Genomic DNA, 17461 nt, shown 5'->3' on the forward strand with positions numbered 1-17461 from the left:
TCTTTCGCGGGTGACGCCGCATTGTAGCGGAGGGCGTGCCGGTGCCCCCGTGGAAGTGGTATTCACGACGGATGTCGCAGTTCGGCATATCCGCGGCCGCGGTTCATGGACTTTTCATCGGGAAACGGTTGCAGTGGTAACTACAACGGGTGAAGCGAGGGGGCTTCACCGGCTTCCCACGCGTACATTCAGGAGGCATCGATGTGCCTTGCTAGTGATTCGCTCGACGGCTCGCACACCTGCGGGCTGGCCGAGGAAGTATTCGCCGCCCTGCCCTGGCCCTGCGTCGTCTGGCGCCACGAAGGCGGTCGCGCCGTGATGGTCAATGCGGCCTTCCAGCGCGAATTCGGCATGACCGCCAAGGGACGGGCGGGCCCGGCATGGCTCGACGAACACCTTCATCGCACGGATCATGCGGACGAATTCATCTTTCGCGACCGGCATGCGCCTCCCCGCCGCTATCGGCTCACCCGGCAACTGCTCGACGTGCCACCCGCGGCTTTCCATGCGGTCTTCCTGATGCCTCTCCCGGACGATGAACCCGGCAGCGAGGAACCGGCGGCGAACGTCTTCGCCAGTCTCCGTCCCGACGTCTCGCTGACCCGCCGCGAGTCGCAGGTACTGGACGGAATCATGGGCGGCAAGCTCAACAAGGTCATCGCCAGCGAGTTGAACATCAGCCCGAAGACCGTCGAACTGCACCGGGCGAACCTGATGGCCAAGCTGCGCGTCCACAACGTGGTCGAGCTGGCGCGGGCCGTCCTGGATACGCCACCGCGCATCGACGATCTTCCGCTGGTGGAACGCGAGGCGTCCTGATTCCCGGACAGGTCATCACATCAAAGAAAAAGGCCGCGCCCATGGGCGCGGCCTTTTGCATTGGTGGCTAGAGGCGGGCTCGAACCGCCGACCTCAGCATTATGAGTGCCGCGCTCTGACCAGCTGAGCTACCTAGCCATGGAACCTGGTCGTTCACGGGCGGACCCGCGAAGGCCGGGCAGTTTAATCGGCGCGGGCCTCCCGTTCAAGTGGCGCCTTGCCCGCGCTTCTCGCGCTGTGGTTGAATCGGGCGCATCGAGCGCATCCGGCCTGCCGCCGGAAGCGCCGAACTGGTTCGTGGAGGGCGGATGATCGACGCGGATGGCTATCGACCGAATGTGGGGATCGTGCTCCTGAACGGAGACGGCCGCCTGTTCTGGGCGCGCCGCGTCAATCGTGACGGCTGGCAGTTCCCCCAGGGCGGCATGCGCAGCGACGAAACGCCGCTGGAGGCCATGTATCGCGAGCTGGAAGAGGAAACCGGCCTGCTCGCCCAGCACGTGGAAGTGCTGGCGGAGACCCGCGGCTGGCTGCGTTACAGGCTCCCCAGCCGTTTCGTGCGCCATCACCAGCGGCCCACCTGCATCGGCCAGAAGCAGGTATGGTTCCTGCTTCGCCTCAAGTGCGGCGAGGACGCCTTCCGTCTGGACGCCTGCGAGAAGCCCGAATTCGATCTCTGGCGCTGGGTGGACTTCTGGTATCCGGCCAACCACGTGGTGAACTTCAAGCGCCAGGTCTATGAGCGGGCATTACGCCAGTTCGCCCCCACGGTGGAGACGGTGTGCTCGGTGACCATCGGCACCTGCCCCCAGCAAGCCGAAGCGGAGCGGCTGGCACGCGGCGGAGAATGAACGGCTGCCCGCCGGCCGGCTGCGCCTTCACGTTCGTGTAGTTGACAATCGTTCGCATTCGCGTTCGAATGCGCGCCATGTACATCTGCATGTGCAATGCCGTCACCGACCACGCCATCCGCCGCGCCGCGGCCGAGGGCGTCGAATCCTTTGCCGAGCTTCAGGCCCGCACGGGTTGCTCGGATTGTTGCGGAGCCTGCGAGTCGGAAGCCCGCCAGTGCCTGCGCGAGGCGGTCGCGGAAACGCGCTCCGTGCTCACCTTCCTGCCCTCGCCGGCCTGACGCGCCCCGCGCCCATTCGCGGACGCAAACCACCTTCATTCTCGTTACGTCATGCCCGCGCCAGGGCACGTATAGTCGTGCCCTGCACACTCAGGGAGACCCCTCATGAAGGGCGACGCGAAGGTCATCGAATACCTCAACAAGGTCCTCTACAACGAGCTGGCCGCGATCAACCAGTACTTCCTGCATTACAGGATGTTCAAGGACTGGGGCTACAACGAACTCGCCAAACACGAGTACGAGGAGTCCATCGAGGAGATGAAGCACGCGGACAAGCTCATCGAGCGGATCCTCTTCCTCGACGGCCTGCCGAACCTCCAGCACCTGGGCAAGCTGCGCATCGGCGAGAACGTGGTGGAGGCCCTTCAAGGCGATCTGGACCTCGAGATGCTGGCCACCAAGGACCTGCGCGAGGCGATCGCTTACAGCGAGGGTATCCACGATTTCGTCAGCCGCGACCTGTTCAAGTTCATCCTGGGCCAGGAAGAAGAGCACATCGACTGGCTGGAAACCCAGTTCAGCCTGATCTCCGACATCGGCCCCGAGCGGTACATGCTCAGCAAGGTCGGATCGCTGCACGACTGACCGAAGGCCGCCGCGAGGCGGCCTTCTCCGTTATGGGGATGGGTTCCTTGACCCATGGGGAAGGCGGGGGCTATACCATCGGCGTCTTCACGTCTTCTCCACGGTATCGTCCATGGCTTCACGCCCACCGCCGCGTTTCGTCGTGCGCTCGCTCGACGACACCGTCAGCGCGCGCCGCAAACGCCTTGTCCTGATCGCCGCCTGGGTGCTCAGCCTGGTGTTGGTGGGTCTCGGTGCGTGGTTCGTGGCGGCTCGCGGGCCTGCCACGATCGCCGATCGCGGTGGGGTTCGCCAACTCGCCGCCGACAACGAAGACCTCCGGCAGCAGCTGGCCAACCTGCAACGATCCGCACAAGTGGCGGACATCGCGGCGAAAGAACTCAAGCGCAACATGGCCGAGCGCGATGAAGAGATCAGTGGCCTGCGCACCGACCTCGCTTTTTATTCGCGCCTGGTCGGCGGCGGCGGCCAGCGCGACGGGCTGAAGATCCAGGGGGCCCGCACCGCGCCGGTAAAGGGCACGGCCAACGCGTGGAACCTGGTGGTCACCCTCACCCAGAATGCGCGCCGGGGGGAGGTGGTGAAAGGCTCACTGAAACTCGCCGTCGAGGGTATCCAGGACGACAAGGTCGCGACGCTCGACGGCGCCGCGCTCGGCCAGGGTGATCAGACGGCGGGACTCCCCTTCTCCTTCAAGTATTTCCAGCAGATCCAGGGCAGCTTCACCTTGCCGGAGGGGTTCAGACCCACCCGTCTGCGCCTGGTCGCCGACATTACCGGCGATCAGGCCGTCACCGGCACGGTGGCGTGGACCGATGCCCTGCGCAACGACGAGGCCAATGATGTTCAGCAATAACCGGAAGAACCAGGCTCCCGCCGTCGGCGCGGCCGCTACAAGTCTTATCGCCCGTGGTGTCACCTTTCGCGGCGACGTTATCTTCAGTGGTGCGTTGCACCTGGACGGGACGATCGAAGGCTCGATCCATGCCGATCCTTCGGGGGACGGCGTGCTCACGATCAGTGAGACTGGACGTGTCATCGGGCACATCGAGGTGCCCCAGGCCGTGATCAATGGTGGCGTCACCGGCGACATCGACATCTCGGAACGCCTGGAACTGGCTCCCCTGGCCCGTGTGGAAGGCGACGTGCGATACCAGGTGCTCGAGATGGCGGCCGGTGCGCAGGTCAACGGCAAGATGGTGCACCGGGCCCCGCAGACGGTCCGCCAACTGGCCCAGGCGGCGATCGAGGCCACCCCGGCGCTCAGCGAGGCTTGACCTGACACGGAACGGCGCCATTATGGGCGGCATGAATAACCCATTTCCCATGGCTCCGAGTTCGGCACCGGACTATCGGTCCGCGGGCGCGCCGCTCGTCTTCACCGAAGCCGCCGCCCGCAAGGTGCACGAGCTGATCGAAGAAGAAGGCAATCCGGGCCTCAAGCTCCGCGTATACATCAGCGGCGGTGGCTGTTCGGGTTTCCAGTACGGCTTCACCTTTGACGAGGAACAGGCCGAGGACGATCTGGCCGTGTCTCGCGAGGGCGTGACGCTGGTGGTGGATCCGCTTTCGCTGCAATACCTCACCGGCGCCGAAATCGACTACGCCGAATCGTTCAGCGGTTCGCAATTCGTCATTCGCAATCCCAACGCGAAGACCACCTGCGGCTGCGGTTCCTCGTTCAGCGCATGACTGGTCGGTGAGCGTGAGCGTCGAGCAGGAGCGGGACAAGGCGGTCGCCAGCCGCGCTCGCGAGAACGTCTTCGCCGGTATCGACATCGACCGCATGGCGGAGCGCCGCGACGACCGGTTATGGGTCGAAGAGACGGAACGCTCGCCGGACACCCGCTTCCTCGTACTCGACAGCGAGGGCCAGGCCTTCGTCCACCCGGACGCGGATGCGCCCTGCTGGATGGCGCCGTCGATGCGTTCGGAGCGCTTCGGCGATCTTCCCTCCACCCTGCTCGGCCTGGCCGGTGAGCGTGCCTGGTTCACACTGGTCGTGGACGAAGCCCATGCGGAACTATTCGTTTCACTGACCGGCGCGCGGCGCATGTCATTGCGCGAAGCCGGGTTGATCCTGCCGGCATTCGAGGCCGGCCTCTTCGCCTATGCGAAAGGCATCACCCACTGGCAGCGGCAGACCCGGTTCTGCAGCCAATGCGGCTCGCCTACCCTGGTGGTGGCTTCGGGCCATCGCGTGCAATGCACGAACCCCGACGGCGCGCACATGCATTTCCCGCGCACCGATGCCGCGATCATCGTCATCGTGGAAGACGGCGACTCCTGCCTGCTCGGACGCCAACGCGGCTGGCCTCCCGGCCGCTATTCCACACTCGCCGGTTTCATCGAGCCGGGCGAATCGCTGGAAGACGCCGTCAAGCGCGAGGTGCGCGAGGAATCCGGCGTGGAAGTGCTACACGCTACCTACCATTCGTCGCAACCATGGCCCCTGCCCGCCTCCCTGATGGTCGGCTTCACCGCGACCGCGAAGACCCGTGACATTCGCCTGCGTGACGACGAGCTCGAGGATGCCCGCTGGTTCACCGTCGACGACATCGTCCAGGGCATGGCTTCCGGGTCGCTCGGGGTACCACCGCCGCTCTCGGTGTCGTATCGCCTGATCGAGCACTGGCTGGGGCTTCGCGGCATACAGCTGGACGACCTGGTCGCCAACGCGCCTCGCCGCTGAGAGCGATGCTTCGCCTACAATCGGGGCAACAACTCGCGGATTCACTTACGCCATGGCTCTACGTCTCCTCGCCGTCCTCATCGCCCTCGTCGTCGCCTGGAGCGTGCCGCAGCTCGCCCGCTGGCGCGACGATCGCTGGTTCCGCCACTGGGTGAACCGGCTGGGCGACATCTCCGGGCCGGCACGCGTGGCCGTGGTGCTGCTGGTCCCCGTGATCGCCTGCGCCCTTCTCGCGGGAATCCTGCGCTCGCTGCCGTTTTTCGACCTCGGCTGGCTCGCGTTCGCGGTGATCGTGCTCGTCTATTCGCTCGGCCCGCGGGAAATCGAGGCCGACATCGACGCGATCCTGCGCGCACCGGATACCCTGCGCCGCGATGAAGCCATCGCCGCCCTGCGCCACGACGATGCACCGCTGACGTGGTTCGCCCCGGTGATGGTCGAGGCCGCGTTCTACGGCGCGCTGCGCCGCCGCTTCGGCGTGCTGTTCTGGTTCTTCCTGCTCGGCCCCACGGGTGCGCTCGGTTATCGCCTGGCCCAGATTCTCGGCCGCGAGGCGGCGCTGGCCCTCGACGCGGTCACGCGAACCACCGCGCGCCGTGTCGCCGATGCGCTCGACTGGATCCCGGCCCACCTGATGGTCTTCGCGATGGCGCTGGTGTCCGACTTCGACGCCGTCATGGGCGCGTGGAAACAATGGCATCGCACGTCGGGCAGCCCCCGTTCGCGGCTGGACCCGGACTTCCTCGGTGCCGTCGCCCGCGCCGGCGTCGACGCGGACGTGGAGGCCGGCGACGGCTACGTGCAGGATGTGAGCGATCCGGTCGCGGAACTGGAGGACGCGCGGCGCGTCATCCGCCGCGTATTGATCGTCTGGCTGGCCGTGGTCGCGGTGATCGTCCTGGCTGCCTGGTTCGCCTGACCGTCAGGGCTTGTCGCCGCGCAGTTCGGTGACGCGCGCTTCCAGTGCGGCCGCGTTGGCGTCGCCTGCGGGCACGGGCGTACCGCCCACCAATTCGATCTTCGACCAGAACCGGCGTGGCAAGCGCGCACGGTGCAAGGCACTGTCGCGGCGGCTGAAGATGCTGCCCCACATGCCGCGCAAGGCCAACGGCACCACCGGCACCGGCCGGCGCGCGAGAATGCGGTCGACGCCCGGGCGGAAGTTCTGGATCGTGCCGTCGCGGGTGATGCCGCCTTCGGGAAAGATGCAAACCACCTCGCCATTCGCCAGCGCTTCATCGACCAACTCGAACGCGCGCTCCATCAAGGCAGGATCTTCGTTGCGCCCCGCGATGGGGATCGCCCTGGCCGTGCGGAAGACGAAACGCAGAAGGGGAAGATTGAAGATCTTGTAGTACATCACGAAGCGCATCGGCCGGCGCACGTTGGCCATGAGGATCAACGGGTCCATGAAGCTGACGTGGTTGCACACGACCAGCGCCGCGCCTTCATCAGGAACGTTCTTCAGCCCGTCCACGCGAACCCGGTAGAGCGTGCGCACCAGCACCCAGGTGATGAAGCGCATCATGAATTCGGGCACGAGCGTGAAGATGTATACCGCCACCGCGACGTTCACGATGCCCGTGATCAGGAAGATCGTGGGCACATCCAGCCCCAGCGCGGTCAGGCCGATGCCGAAGCCCGAGGCCACGCAGATCAGCAAGGCGTTGACGATGTTGTTTCCCGCGATGATGCGCGACAGACGCTCACGCGGTGCACGGCTCTGCACGAAGGCGAACAGTGGCACCACGTAGAAACCGGCGAACGCGCCGATCATCGTCAGGTCGAGCATCACCCGCCATGCGCCCGGCGTGGAAGCGAAGGCGAGCCAGCCGAGGCCCGCGCCGGACGCGACCATCGGGCGCGCGAAGAAAAGGTCCACGGCGAACACGGTGAGGCCGAACGCGCCCATCGGCACGAGGCCGATTTCCACGCGCTTGGCGGAAAGCTTCTCGCACAACAGTGAGCCGATGCCCGTACCCAGCGAGAACAACGTCAGCACGAGCGTATTCACCGAGCCATCGCCGCCCAGCGTGTGCCGCGTGTAGTTCGGCAACTGGGCGATCATCACCGTGCCGAAGAACCAGAACCACGAGATGCCCAGCACCGCGTTGAACACCGCGCGATCCTCGTGCGTGATCTTCAGTACGCGCCATGTCTCGCTGAACGGGTTCCAGTTGAAGCGCAGGCCGGGTGCCGTCGCCGGTGCGGTGGGGATCGAGCGGCTTACGACATACCCCGCGCATGCGATGGCTATGGTGGTGAGCGACGCGGCGAGCGTGCCGTAGCCGGCGATCAGCATCAGCGAGTTGCCGAGGATCATGCCGGTGAGCATCGCCAACTGGGTGCCGGTCTCCACCAGGGCGTTGCCGCCGACGAGTTCGCTACGTTCCAGGGCCTGCGGCAGGATCGAATACTTGATCGGCCCGAACACCGTGGAATGCACGCCCATCAGGAACAACACGACGAGCAACAAGGACACGTGGTGGGTAAAGAACCCGATCGCGGCGATCGCCATGGCGGCGATCTCGAACAGCTTCACGAAGCGGATGATGCGTGTCTTCTCGAACTTCTCGGCGAGCTGCCCCGCCGTCGCGGAAAACAGGAAGTACGGCAGGATGAACAACGCGGGCGCGAGGTTCGTGTAGAGCGATACCTGCGCGTCCGGCAAGGCCATCTGGAACGCCAGGAGCATGACCATGGCGTTGCGGAACGCGTTGTCGTTGAAGGCACCGAGCGCTTGTGTCCAGAAGAACGGCGCGAATCGGCGCTTGGCGAGTAGGGAGAACTGCGACATGCCGTGGTCCCTGCGAAAAGATGGACGCCAGTGTAGCCGAGCGCACCGGCACCCTTCGGATCAGCCGCGTGCCAGCGCGCGATGGGCGATGTCGTGGCGATAGAAGCCGCCTCGGAAATGGACGGCGCCCAGCGCGGCGTAAGCCTTCTCGCGTGCCTGGACCAGGTCGTCGCCGAGGGCGCACACCGTCAACACGCGGCCACCCGCCGTGACCGGCTTGCCGTCCACGCCTTCCGACGTTCCCGCATGGAACACCTTCACGTCCGTACCGAAGTCGGTGTCCGCGCCTTCGATGACGTCGCCCGCACGAACCTTGCCGGGGTACCCTTCCGCGGCCAGTACGACGCCCAACGAGGGACGATGGTCCCAGGTCGCCGTGGCCTGCGCGATTCGGCCATCGAGCGCCGCCTCGACCAGGTCGACCAGGTCCGAGGTGAGCCGCAACATGATCGGCTGGGTTTCCGGATCGCCAAAGCGGACATTGAACTCGATGACCTTGGCTGCACCGGCCTTGTCGATCATCAGCCCCGCATAGAGGAAGCCGGTGAAGGGAGCACCGTCCGCCGCCATGCCGGCGAGCGTCGGCTCGATGATTTCGCGCATCACGTGGGCGGAGACCTCGCCGGTGACCACGGGCGCCGGAGAGTACGCGCCCATGCCGCCCGTGTTCGGGCCCTTGTCGCCGTCGTCGCGGCGCTTGTGGTCCTGGCTGGTGGCCATTGGCAAGGCGTGTTTCCCATCGGCGATCACGATGAAGCTGGCTTCTTCCCCGTCGAGGAATTCCTCGATCACCACACGGGACGAGGCATCGCCGAAGGCTTGCTGGCCGAGCATGTCGTTCAGCGCCGCCTCGGCCTCATCGAGCGTCATCGCCACCACGACACCCTTGCCCGCGGCCAGGCCGTCGGCCTTGATGACGATGGGTGCGCCCGTCTCGCGGACATGCGCCAGCGCGGGTGCCAGTTCGGTGAACACGGCGTAGTGGGCCGTGGGAATGCGATGCCTGGCGAGGAAATCCTTCGCGAACGCCTTGCTGCCTTCGAGCTGTGCCGCCGCGGCGCCCGGTCCGAAGCAACGCAAGCCTTCGCGCGTGAAGCGGTCGACCACGCCGGCGACCAGTGGCACTTCCGGACCGACCACGGTCAGGCCGACGGCTTCGCGCTTCGCCAGCGCCACCAGTCCATCGATATCGGTCACCGCCACGGCTTCGTTGCGCATGCCCGGCTCACGCGCCGTGCCGGCGTTGCCGGGGGCCACGATCACCTCATCCACGCGCGCGGATTGGCCAAGTTTCCAGGCCAGCGCGTGCTCGCGCCCGCCGCCGCCGATGACGAGGACTTTCATGCGTATCTCCAGACGTTGAACCGCTTATTCTACCCGGCGTCTCCGGGCACTGCCCGCGAAACGCCACACGGGAGCCCCGCCCCTTGCCCGTCGCGGAAGGAAGCTCAACGCCCCAGACCAAGGAGATCGCCCGCATGGCACGCCTGCCCCATTTGCTCACCGCGTTGTTCGCCCTCGTTCTTGCCACCTCGTCACACGCCGCCGGATGGCGAGAGCATCCGGAGTGGGGCAAGGTCTTCGCCGATGCCCATGTGCACGGAACCCTCCTGGTGTACGAGGAGGGATCGGGAACGACCCATGTCTTCGACGCGGCACGCGCTCGCAAGCCCTACATCCCCGCGTCCACGTTCAAGATCTTCAATGCGATGGTGGCCATCGATACCGGCGCGGTCGCCGACGAGTTCGATCCGGTCGCCTGGGACGGCAAGGTCCGCAGCATGGGCGGCAAGCCGATGGTCGAGTGGAACCGGGCCAACAGCCTTGCCAGCGGCATGCGCTACTCCACGGTTTGGCTCTACCAGGAGGTGGCGCGGCGGGCCGGACAGCAGCGGATGCAGTCGTGGATCGACAAGGCCGGCTACGGCAACCGCGACATCGGCGGAGGTATCGACAGGTTCTGGCTGGACGGCGCACTGCGTATCTCCGCCGAGCAACAGGTCGCCTTCCTGCGGCGGCTGGCCGACGGCACGCTGCCCTTCTCGGCACGCGCACAGGAGATCGCGCGGCGCATCACGATCTACGAGGCAGGCACCGACTACGTGCTGCACGCCAAGACGGGCTGGGCGATGCACGGTGCACAGAACAACGCCGACGCCTCCAAGGCGGACGACATCGGCTGGTACGTCGGCTGGGTGGAACACGGCGGCAAGCGCTGGTTCTTCGCGCTGAACATCGATATCGCCAAACCCGAGGACGGCGGCAACCGCGTGGCGATCGCGCGCGAGATACTGGAGACGATGGGCGCGTTCGGCTCCCGCTGACCGCGCTTCAACGCGCGAACAGGATCGCCAGCAACTGTCCGCGCGGCAGCTTCCCCGTTTCGTTGCGGGGCAGCGCATCGACGAGGCGCAATGGACGAGGCAGGAAGACCGGATCCATGGCGTCGCGCAAGGCGGCCATGACCGCCTGCTCGTTCATTCCGGGCGCGACGACAAGACCGGCGATGCGGCGCACACCCGACGCATCGGCCTCGTCGAGTTGGAACAACACGCCATCGTGCACGCCGTCGATGGCGAGGAGACGCCGGTTGAGGTCGCCCAGCGAGGCGCGCTTGCCGGCGATTTCCAGCAGGTCGCTGTTACGGCCGCGCAAACGGAACAGGCGGCCGTCGCCGTGCAGCGTGACGATATCGGCCAGGGCGATGGCTTCCGCCAGTTGCGGCGCATCGACCAGCGTGCCATCGGGCTGCGGATGCAGTGTCACGCCCGGATAGAGTGTCCAGTCCTCGTCGGTCGAGGTGCGCCGGCTGGCGAAGACGCAGGTTTCCGTCGAACCGAACACTTCGTATAGCGGCGCACCGAAACGTTGCTCGGCGGTTGTCGCCAGTTCGACCGGCATGGGCGCCGTCGCCGAGACGAACGCCGCCAGCGTCGGCAGTGTCACGCCCGATTCCACCAGCGCGCGAAGGTGCACGGGAGTGGTGACGAGAACACGCGGCTCCGGCATCGTTGCCAGCGCCGCCGCCACATCGGCGGGGAAGAACGGTCGCCCGGCATGCACGCTCACCTCGGAAAGCAGGGGCATCAGCACGGACATCTCCATGCCGTACATGTGCTGCGGCGGCACGGTGGCGACGACATCGAACGCCTTGCCGATGCTCTTGCCGAGCATGCTCGCGTTACCGGTGTTGCTGGAGACGAAGCTGCCCCACGTCTTCACGTTGGGCTTGGGCTTGCCGGTGGAACCGGAGGTATAACCGATGGCGACCACCGCGTCGGCGGCGACCATGGGGACCTCGGTCTCCGCGGGGAAGCGGTCGTCGAGCGCCGGCATGCGCACGTAGCCCGCCGGCGCGGGCGACAGGTCGAGTTCGCCGATCGCGTACGAGCCAGGGTGTCCGGCCATCACTTCGTCCACCGCATGCGGCGCTCGCGACGGCGGCAGGAGATTGGTCTGGCCGCGCACGATCAGCGCCGCGAAGGCGACCAGGAAGGCGTAGCGGTCTTCGCACAGGTTCACGGCGCTGCCGGCGTCAGGCAGGAGCGAGGCCACCTGACGTACGTGGCCGAGGAACACCGCGGCGCTCACGGGTTGTCCGGCTCGCCATGCGACTGGGCGTGACAACGAGCCCACGAGCAAGGGCAGCCGCGGGCCCGGAGCCCGCCCGGCAATCTCGGATACGTTCGACGACAACGGCTTCTCCCCCTATCAGGCGCGGATGATAGCGCCGCTCAGGGCGTCACGGATGACGGTGGGGCGGTCCAGACCACCGAGTTCAGCGTCCAGCACGCCGTCGAGCCGGGCCCCGAAGTAGCGATCCAATGTCGGCAGATCCCGCGCTGGCGGTTCCCCATGGGGGTTGGCGCTGGTCGATACCAGCGCACCACCGAACGCCGTGCACAAGGCAGCGGCGGGCGCGTGCGCCGTGATCCGCAGGGCAATGCCGGAGTGGGTACCCGCGACCCATTCGGGCACGTGCGCGCTGCGCGGGAAGATCCACGTGTTCGGGCCCGGCCAGGAAGCCAGCACTTGCTCCAGCGCCTGGGCGGAAACCTTCGTCAGGTCGATGTATGGCGCCACCTGCAGGAAATCCGCGGCGATGAGAAGCACGCCCTGTGAGTAAGGCCTGCCCTTCAGCGCGAACAGGCGTTCGAAGGCGGTGCGGTCGTGCGGGTCGCAACCGAGGCCGAAAACGGCCTCGGTGGGATAGGCGAGCACACCGCCGTCGCGCAGGAGCGAGGCGGCCTGATCGATGGCGGCCGGCGTGAAACGACGCATGTCAGTCGGCGAAGGGCGCGGCCGCCTTGCTCGCCGTCTTCTTCACGGCGGCCTTCTTCGTGGCGGTCTTGGCAGCCGTCTTCTTCGCGGTGGCCTTTTTCGCCGCGGTCTTCTTGCTTGCGGTCTTCTTCGTAGCCGCCTTCTTCGTAGCCGCCTTCTTCGTAGCCGCCTTCTTCGTCGCCGTCTTCTTCGTCGCCGTCTTCTTCACGGCCGTGGCGTCCTTGGTGGTCACCTTCTTCGTGGCCGCTTTTTTAGCGGTCGCCTTCTTCGCCGCGGTCTTCTTGGCCGCGCGACCGCCGCGCGGCTTCTTCACCGGTGCGGCGGCGAGCAGTTCAGCGCATTCGGCCTCGGTGAGCGTCTTCGGCTCGCGGTCCTTGGGAATCCGCGCATTCTTCTCGCCGTCGGTGATGTACGGCCCGTAGCGGCCGTTGAGCACCTGCACACCATTGCCGAAGTCGAGGATCGTGCGGTTGGCGATGGCCTCGAGCTTCTCCTGCACCAGCTGCAGCGCACGCGGCAACTCGATGACGTACGGGTCGTCCTCGGGCTTGAGCGAGGCATACGTGTCGCCCTGCTTCACGAAGGGCCCGAAGCGGCCGATGCCGACGGTGACGTCTTCGCCGGCGTCGGACTTGCCCAGGGTGCGCGGCAGCTTGAACAACTCCATCGCCTCTTCGAGCGTGATGGTGTGCATGCTCTGCCCAGGGCGCAGGCTCGCGTAAGTGGGCTTGGCTTCGTCGTCCTTGCTGCCGATCTGGGCGTAGGCGCCATAACGGCCCAGGCGCACCGACACCGGCTTGCCCGTTTTCGGATCGTCGCCGAGCTCGCGCGCGCCCGTGGCCTCGTTGCGGTCGACCGACTCGGTCTTGTCGTCCACCAGGGTCTTGAACGGCAGCCAGAAGCGCTCGAGCAACGGCACCCAGGCTTCCTCGCCACGGCTGACCGCGTCCAGTTCATCTTCGAGGCGGGCGGTGAAGTCGTAGTCGACGTACTGGGCGAAGTGCCCCGAGAGGAACTGGCTGACCGCGCGGCCCACGTCGGTCGGCTTGAAGCGCCGGCTTTCGAGCAGGACATATTCGCGGCTGAGCAGCACCTGGATAATGCTGGCGTAGGTCGAGGGACGGCCAATGCCGTATTCCTCCAGCGTCTTGACCAGGCTCGCCTCGGAGAAGCGCGGCGGCGGCTCGGTGAAATGCTGGTCGGCGGCGATCTGCGAGACCGGCACCACGTCGCCCTGCTTGAGGCGTGGCAGGCGGCGCTGTTCGTCTTCGTCCTCGCCCTTCTGGTCGCGGCCCTCCTCGTAGACGGCGAGGAAGCCGGGATCGATCACCGTGGTGCCCGTGGCGCGGAACGCCGAGTCGCCGACGGGGAATTCCACGGACACCGTGTTCAGCGTGGCATGGACCATCTGGCAGGCGACGGTGCGCTTCCAGATCAATTCGTAGAGCTTGCGCTGGTCGTCGTTGAGGAACGAGGCGACGCTACGCGGCGTGCGCATGGCCGAGGTGGGGCGCACGGCTTCATGCGCTTCCTGGGCGTTCTTCGACTTCGACTTGTAGACCTGGACGGCGTCTGGCAAAGCTCCCTTGCCGTATTCGCGCCCAATCAGGTCGCGCAATTCGGCCACGGCGTCTTCCGAGAGCGCCACCGAGTCGGTACGCATGTACGTGATGAGGCCGACGTTGCCTTCGCTGCCCAGACCCACGCCCTCGTAGAGGCCCTGGGCGATGCGCATGGTGCGGCTGGTGGAGAAACCGAGCTTGCGCGCGGCCTCCTGCTGCAAGGTGGATGTGGTGAACGGCGGCGCCGGGCGGCGCTTGCGCTCCTTGCTGGTGACCTCGCCGACGGTGAAGCGGCCGGCGGCGGCCTTCTCCAGCGCGGCCCGCGCGGCCATGGCGTCGGCCTCGTTGGTGAGGTCGAACTGCTCGAATTTCTTGCCGTCGAGGCGGACCAGACGGGCGTCGAACGCGCCGTCCGGGTGGGTCAGGTTGGCCTGGATGGTCCAGTACTCGCGCGCCTTGAAGGCTTCGATCTCGAGTTCACGCTCGACGATCATGCGCAGCGCCGGCGATTGCACGCGGCCGGCGGACAGGCCGCGCTGCACCTTGCGCCAGAGCACGGGCGACAGGTTGAAGCCGACCAGGTAGTCCAGCGCCCGGCGGGCCTGCTGGGCATCGACCAGGTCGTGCGAAAGCTTGCGCGGGTTGGCCACGGCCTCCTTGATGGCCTTCGGCGTGATCTCACTGAACACGACACGCTGGACGTCCTTGCCTTCCAGCAGTCCCCTCTCGCGGAGGATCTCGCTGATATGCCAGGAGATGGCCTCGCCTTCGCGATCCAAGTCGGTCGCGAGATAGATGCTGGTGGCCACCCGCGCCGCCTTGGCGATGGCATCGACGTGCTTCTCGTTGCGGTCGATCACCTCGTAGGCCATGGCGAACCCGTGTTCGGGATCCACCGCGCCCTCCTTCGGCCGAAGGTCGCGAACGTGGCCATACGACGCCAGTACCTGGAAGTCGGCTCCCAGGTACTTGTTGATCGTCTTGGCCTTGGCCGGCGATTCGACGATGAGGAGGTTCTTTGCCATGCGTTACCGATTCCGAGGGGAGCGCGGGGGCGAGTGAACCCCAGCGTATGTATATATTTAGTTGGAAACATATCGCCGTGACGGCTGTCAAGCGTCGGCGATCAGGCCATGCGCTGGTAGCGGTTGCCCGGCAGCGTCGCGATTTCGCCTTCGAGTTCCAGTATCAGCAACATCGACGACAGCGCTCCGGGAGCGAGGCCCGTCGCGTCCACCAAGGCGTCGAGGGAGGCGGGATCGTACCCCATGACGTCGAGCAGGCGGCGATATTCCTCATCCTTGCGCCAATCGAACGGGCCGGTCTTGCGCCGGCCGACCCCGGCCGGGCTCTCGGTCCGCTCCAACCGGGCACGTAGCTCCGCGCCCAGTTCCAGGGCCGCGGGGGCCAGGGTGGCGAGGACTTCGTCGGGTTTCTGAACGAGACGGGCACCCTCTGCAATGAGGGCGTGGCAGCCCTCGGCCAAGGGGTTGTGGATCGATCCGGGCAAAGCGAAGACCTCCCGCCCTTGTTCCCCGGCTTGCCGGGCGGTGATCAGCGAACCGGAGCGGCGCCCGGCCTCGATCACCACCACCCCGAGGCTCAGCCCGGCGATGATCCGGTTGCGCTGGGGGAAATGGTGGACCAGCGCGGGCGTGCCCGGCGGGTATTCGCTGACGATGGCGCCCTGGGCGGCGATGCGCCGGGCCAGGGCATGGTGTTTCCTCGGGTAGACCCGGTCGGGACCCGTGCCGATCACCGCCACCGTGGGCTGGCCGGCCTCCAGCGCGGCCTCGTGCGCCGCCCCGTCGACCCCGTCGGCCATGCCGCTGGTGACCAGAAGCCCGGCCACCGAGAGTTCGGCGGCGAAGCGCCGGGCGTTGGCCAGACCCGGTGCCTGGGCGCGCCGGGCCCCCACGATCGCCACCTGCGGGCGCAGCAGCAGCGAAGCATCGCCCTTGACGAACAAGGCCGCCGGGGGATCGGGAATGGCTTCCAGTTGCGGCGGGAAGTCTTCCTCGGTGCAACGAAGCAGGCGCTGGTCTCCGCCGGCAAGCCAGGCGATATCCCGGGCAAGCGCGGTTTCGTCGGGTTGCTCGATCCACGCCCGGCCCTCGGCGTCGAGGGTGTCGGCGTGGCGCGCCAGCCAGCGCAGAAGGGAAGCGGCATCGCCGCGAGTGGCCAGGCCCTCACGAACCCGCCGGGCGCCCAGCCCGGGGGTTCGCAGCAGGATCAGCCAGTCGCGGAGGTCGTCGGAATCGGTCATCCGCGCAGTTTAGGGGGCGCGCAAGCCATTCCTGCCGGAACCGGCCTCCAATCCGGGTGGGGCCTTATTCCGGCAAGACCAGGCGATCGCCCTTCCGCAAGGGGCGGAGTGCGTCCATCACCAGCGCGTAGCTGACATGGTCGAAGGTGCGGAAGACCATGATGTGGCCACCGAACTCGTCCGGCAGCTGCACCTTGCGGGACGTGTCGCGGCGGTTGTAGTTGCCGCTGACTTCGTCGGGGATCTTCTCGCCCTGGCTCATCACGGTGAAGGTGGTGCCGTTGTCGACCCCGTCCGCCGAACCCGCCGAGATGGAGATGACCTGACGGCTGCCGACGCCGCTCAGCGCGTCGGTGAAACCGATCACGCGGGGATCGGCCGGCATCGATTTCGGCGCATGCGGGTAGAAATACGGGTCGTACGGCTTATCGTCGACCGGCATCAGGCGGTCGCCCTTGCGCACCTCGAGGGTGGAATCGACGAGGACGAGGCTGGACACGTCGCCGTTGGTCGCGATGACCTCGGCCGTGCCGATCACCGATACCTCGACGCCGCGATCGTCGCCCTTGCCCGTATGGGTGTCGTGGCGCGAATCCTCGCGCCATGGGCTCGGCGCCATGGACACGTCGCTGTCGAGCTCGTCGGCCACGAAGGAGCCGTGCGAGGGATTACCCACCATGTCGACGCTGCCGTCCGAACCGCCATGGTCGCGGAAACGGTTGGTCGGGCGGACGATGGCCCAGCGCTGGCCGGGTTGCGCGGAATCCAGGTCGCGGGCGTAGATCTTGTTGCCCGGGGTCGCGCGCAGATGGTTTTCCTCGAAGCCGACCAGGTACGGCGAGCGCTCGACCTCGTCGGCGTCCATCACGCGCAGCTCCTTCAGGAACATGCGCAGTTCGCTGAGCGGAATCGCCGGAATGGCATCGCCATCGGTGCGCACGCGCGGCTGCAGGCCGATGCGAGGGCCGCCGCCGGTCATCGAGAGGTTGAGCACGTCACCCGGATAGATGAGGTGCGGATTGCGAACCTGCGGATTCGCCTGCCAGATTTCCGGCCAGAGCCAGGGTTTGCTGAGGAAGCGGGCCGAAATGTCCCAAAGGGTGTCGCCCCTGCGCACCGTATAGGTGTCGGGGTGATCGGGACGAATCTGGGCCGCCGCCGCATAGACGGCCACAGTAAACAACATGCCGCCAAGCAGCATGGCGAACTTCTTGATCATGGCGGGTTTTCCCCCTTCCCCGGTGCTGTCGCGAGTGTAACTGAATCGTTAACGGGCACAATACATACGCCTGCTCGCCCGGTCCCCGGCGCGGGCGTAGAATACCGG

The 17461-nt window shown here is 66.6% G+C and carries 17 protein-coding genes and 1 tRNA gene; 10 read left to right on the top strand and 8 right to left on the bottom strand.

The window, feature by feature from the left end; all coding sequences use genetic code 11:
* Positions 1-201 precede the first annotated feature (201 nt).
* Complete coding sequence (locus tag QFZ41_RS08800; RefSeq protein ID WP_429198412.1) at positions 202-819, top strand: response regulator transcription factor; 618 nt, start codon at positions 202-204, stop codon at positions 817-819.
* Positions 820-880: 61 nt separating this feature from the next.
* Here the strand turns inward: QFZ41_RS08800 and QFZ41_RS08805 are convergent.
* A tRNA-Met gene (locus tag QFZ41_RS08805) sits at positions 881-957 on the bottom strand.
* 170 nt (positions 958-1127) lie between these two features.
* Here QFZ41_RS08805 and QFZ41_RS08810 point away from each other — a divergent pair.
* The 8 genes from QFZ41_RS08810 to QFZ41_RS08845 all read left to right on the top strand — a co-directional run bounded on the left by QFZ41_RS08810 (position 1128) and on the right by QFZ41_RS08845 (position 6147).
* Positions 1128-1670, top strand: coding sequence for an RNA pyrophosphohydrolase (locus QFZ41_RS08810; RefSeq protein WP_429198413.1), 543 nt, complete (start codon positions 1128-1130; stop codon positions 1668-1670).
* A 68-nt stretch (positions 1671-1738) separates the two neighbouring features.
* On the top strand, positions 1739-1951 hold the full coding sequence (locus QFZ41_RS08815) for a (2Fe-2S)-binding protein (RefSeq protein WP_371023637.1): 213 nt from the start codon (positions 1739-1741) through the stop codon (positions 1949-1951).
* 105 nt (positions 1952-2056) lie between these two features.
* The gene (gene bfr / locus QFZ41_RS08820; protein ID WP_072323582.1) at positions 2057-2536 is read left to right on the top strand and encodes a bacterioferritin; all 480 of its coding nucleotides are present in this window, start codon (positions 2057-2059) and stop codon (positions 2534-2536) included.
* A gap of 112 nt (positions 2537-2648) precedes the next feature.
* Positions 2649-3392, top strand: coding sequence for a DUF6776 family protein (locus QFZ41_RS08825; RefSeq protein ID WP_429198414.1), 744 nt, complete (start codon positions 2649-2651; stop codon positions 3390-3392).
* On the top strand, positions 3379-3813 hold the full coding sequence (locus QFZ41_RS08830) for a bactofilin family protein (protein WP_429198415.1): 435 nt from the start codon (positions 3379-3381) through the stop codon (positions 3811-3813). The genes QFZ41_RS08825 and QFZ41_RS08830 overlap by 14 nt, the downstream gene beginning before the upstream one ends.
* A 49-nt stretch (positions 3814-3862) precedes the next feature.
* Entirely contained in the window at positions 3863-4228 is a 366-nt protein-coding gene (gene erpA / locus QFZ41_RS08835) for an iron-sulfur cluster insertion protein ErpA (protein ID WP_371023634.1), read from the top strand.
* A 13-nt stretch (positions 4229-4241) separates the two neighbouring features.
* Positions 4242-5228, top strand: a complete 987-nt coding sequence (gene nudC / locus QFZ41_RS08840) for an NAD(+) diphosphatase (RefSeq protein WP_429198416.1) — start codon at positions 4242-4244, stop codon at positions 5226-5228.
* A gap of 52 nt (positions 5229-5280) precedes the next feature.
* On the top strand, positions 5281-6147 hold the full coding sequence (locus QFZ41_RS08845) for a beta-lactamase induction protein (protein WP_429198417.1): 867 nt from the start codon (positions 5281-5283) through the stop codon (positions 6145-6147).
* A 3-nt stretch (positions 6148-6150) separates the two neighbouring features.
* Here the strand turns inward: QFZ41_RS08845 and QFZ41_RS08850 are convergent, their stop codons facing one another.
* Positions 6151-8025 (bottom strand): MFS transporter, encoded by a 1875-nt coding sequence (locus tag QFZ41_RS08850; RefSeq protein ID WP_429198418.1) that lies wholly within the window; start codon positions 8023-8025, stop codon positions 6151-6153.
* Between the two features lie 60 nt (positions 8026-8085).
* Positions 8086-9369, bottom strand: coding sequence for a phosphoribosylamine--glycine ligase (gene purD, locus QFZ41_RS08855; protein WP_429198419.1), 1284 nt, complete (start codon positions 9367-9369; stop codon positions 8086-8088).
* A gap of 134 nt (positions 9370-9503) precedes the next feature.
* On the opposite strand from purD, the gene blaOXA reads away from it, so the two are divergent.
* The gene (blaOXA, locus tag QFZ41_RS08860; protein WP_429198420.1) at positions 9504-10349 is read left to right on the top strand and encodes a class D beta-lactamase; all 846 of its coding nucleotides are present in this window, start codon (positions 9504-9506) and stop codon (positions 10347-10349) included.
* Between the two features lie 7 nt (positions 10350-10356).
* Here blaOXA and QFZ41_RS08865 read toward each other — a convergent pair whose 3' ends face one another.
* The 5 genes from QFZ41_RS08865 to QFZ41_RS08885 all read right to left on the bottom strand — a co-directional run bounded on the left by QFZ41_RS08865 (position 10357) and on the right by QFZ41_RS08885 (position 17353).
* Entirely contained in the window at positions 10357-11721 is a 1365-nt protein-coding gene (locus tag QFZ41_RS08865; protein WP_429198421.1) for an AMP-binding protein, read from the bottom strand.
* A 15-nt stretch (positions 11722-11736) separates the two neighbouring features.
* Entirely contained in the window at positions 11737-12306 is a 570-nt protein-coding gene (locus tag QFZ41_RS08870; RefSeq protein WP_429198422.1) for an L-threonylcarbamoyladenylate synthase, read from the bottom strand.
* A 1-nt stretch (position 12307) separates the two neighbouring features.
* A complete protein-coding gene (locus QFZ41_RS08875; RefSeq protein WP_429198423.1) occupies positions 12308-14893 on the bottom strand; it encodes a DNA topoisomerase I in 2586 nt (861 codons plus the stop codon).
* A 101-nt stretch (positions 14894-14994) separates the two neighbouring features.
* Complete coding sequence (dprA, locus tag QFZ41_RS08880) at positions 14995-16134, bottom strand: DNA-processing protein DprA (protein WP_429198424.1); 1140 nt, start codon at positions 16132-16134, stop codon at positions 14995-14997.
* Between the two features lie 64 nt (positions 16135-16198).
* Positions 16199-17353 carry a LysM peptidoglycan-binding domain-containing protein gene (locus QFZ41_RS08885; protein ID WP_429198425.1) on the bottom strand — a complete coding sequence of 385 codons (1155 nt, stop codon included), beginning with the start codon at positions 17351-17353 and terminating at the stop codon, positions 16199-16201.
* Between the last annotated feature and the right edge of the window lie 108 nt (positions 17354-17461).

This window comes from Luteibacter sp. W1I16, assembly GCF_050434905.1.
GTDB lineage: Bacteria > Pseudomonadota > Gammaproteobacteria > Xanthomonadales > Rhodanobacteraceae > Luteibacter.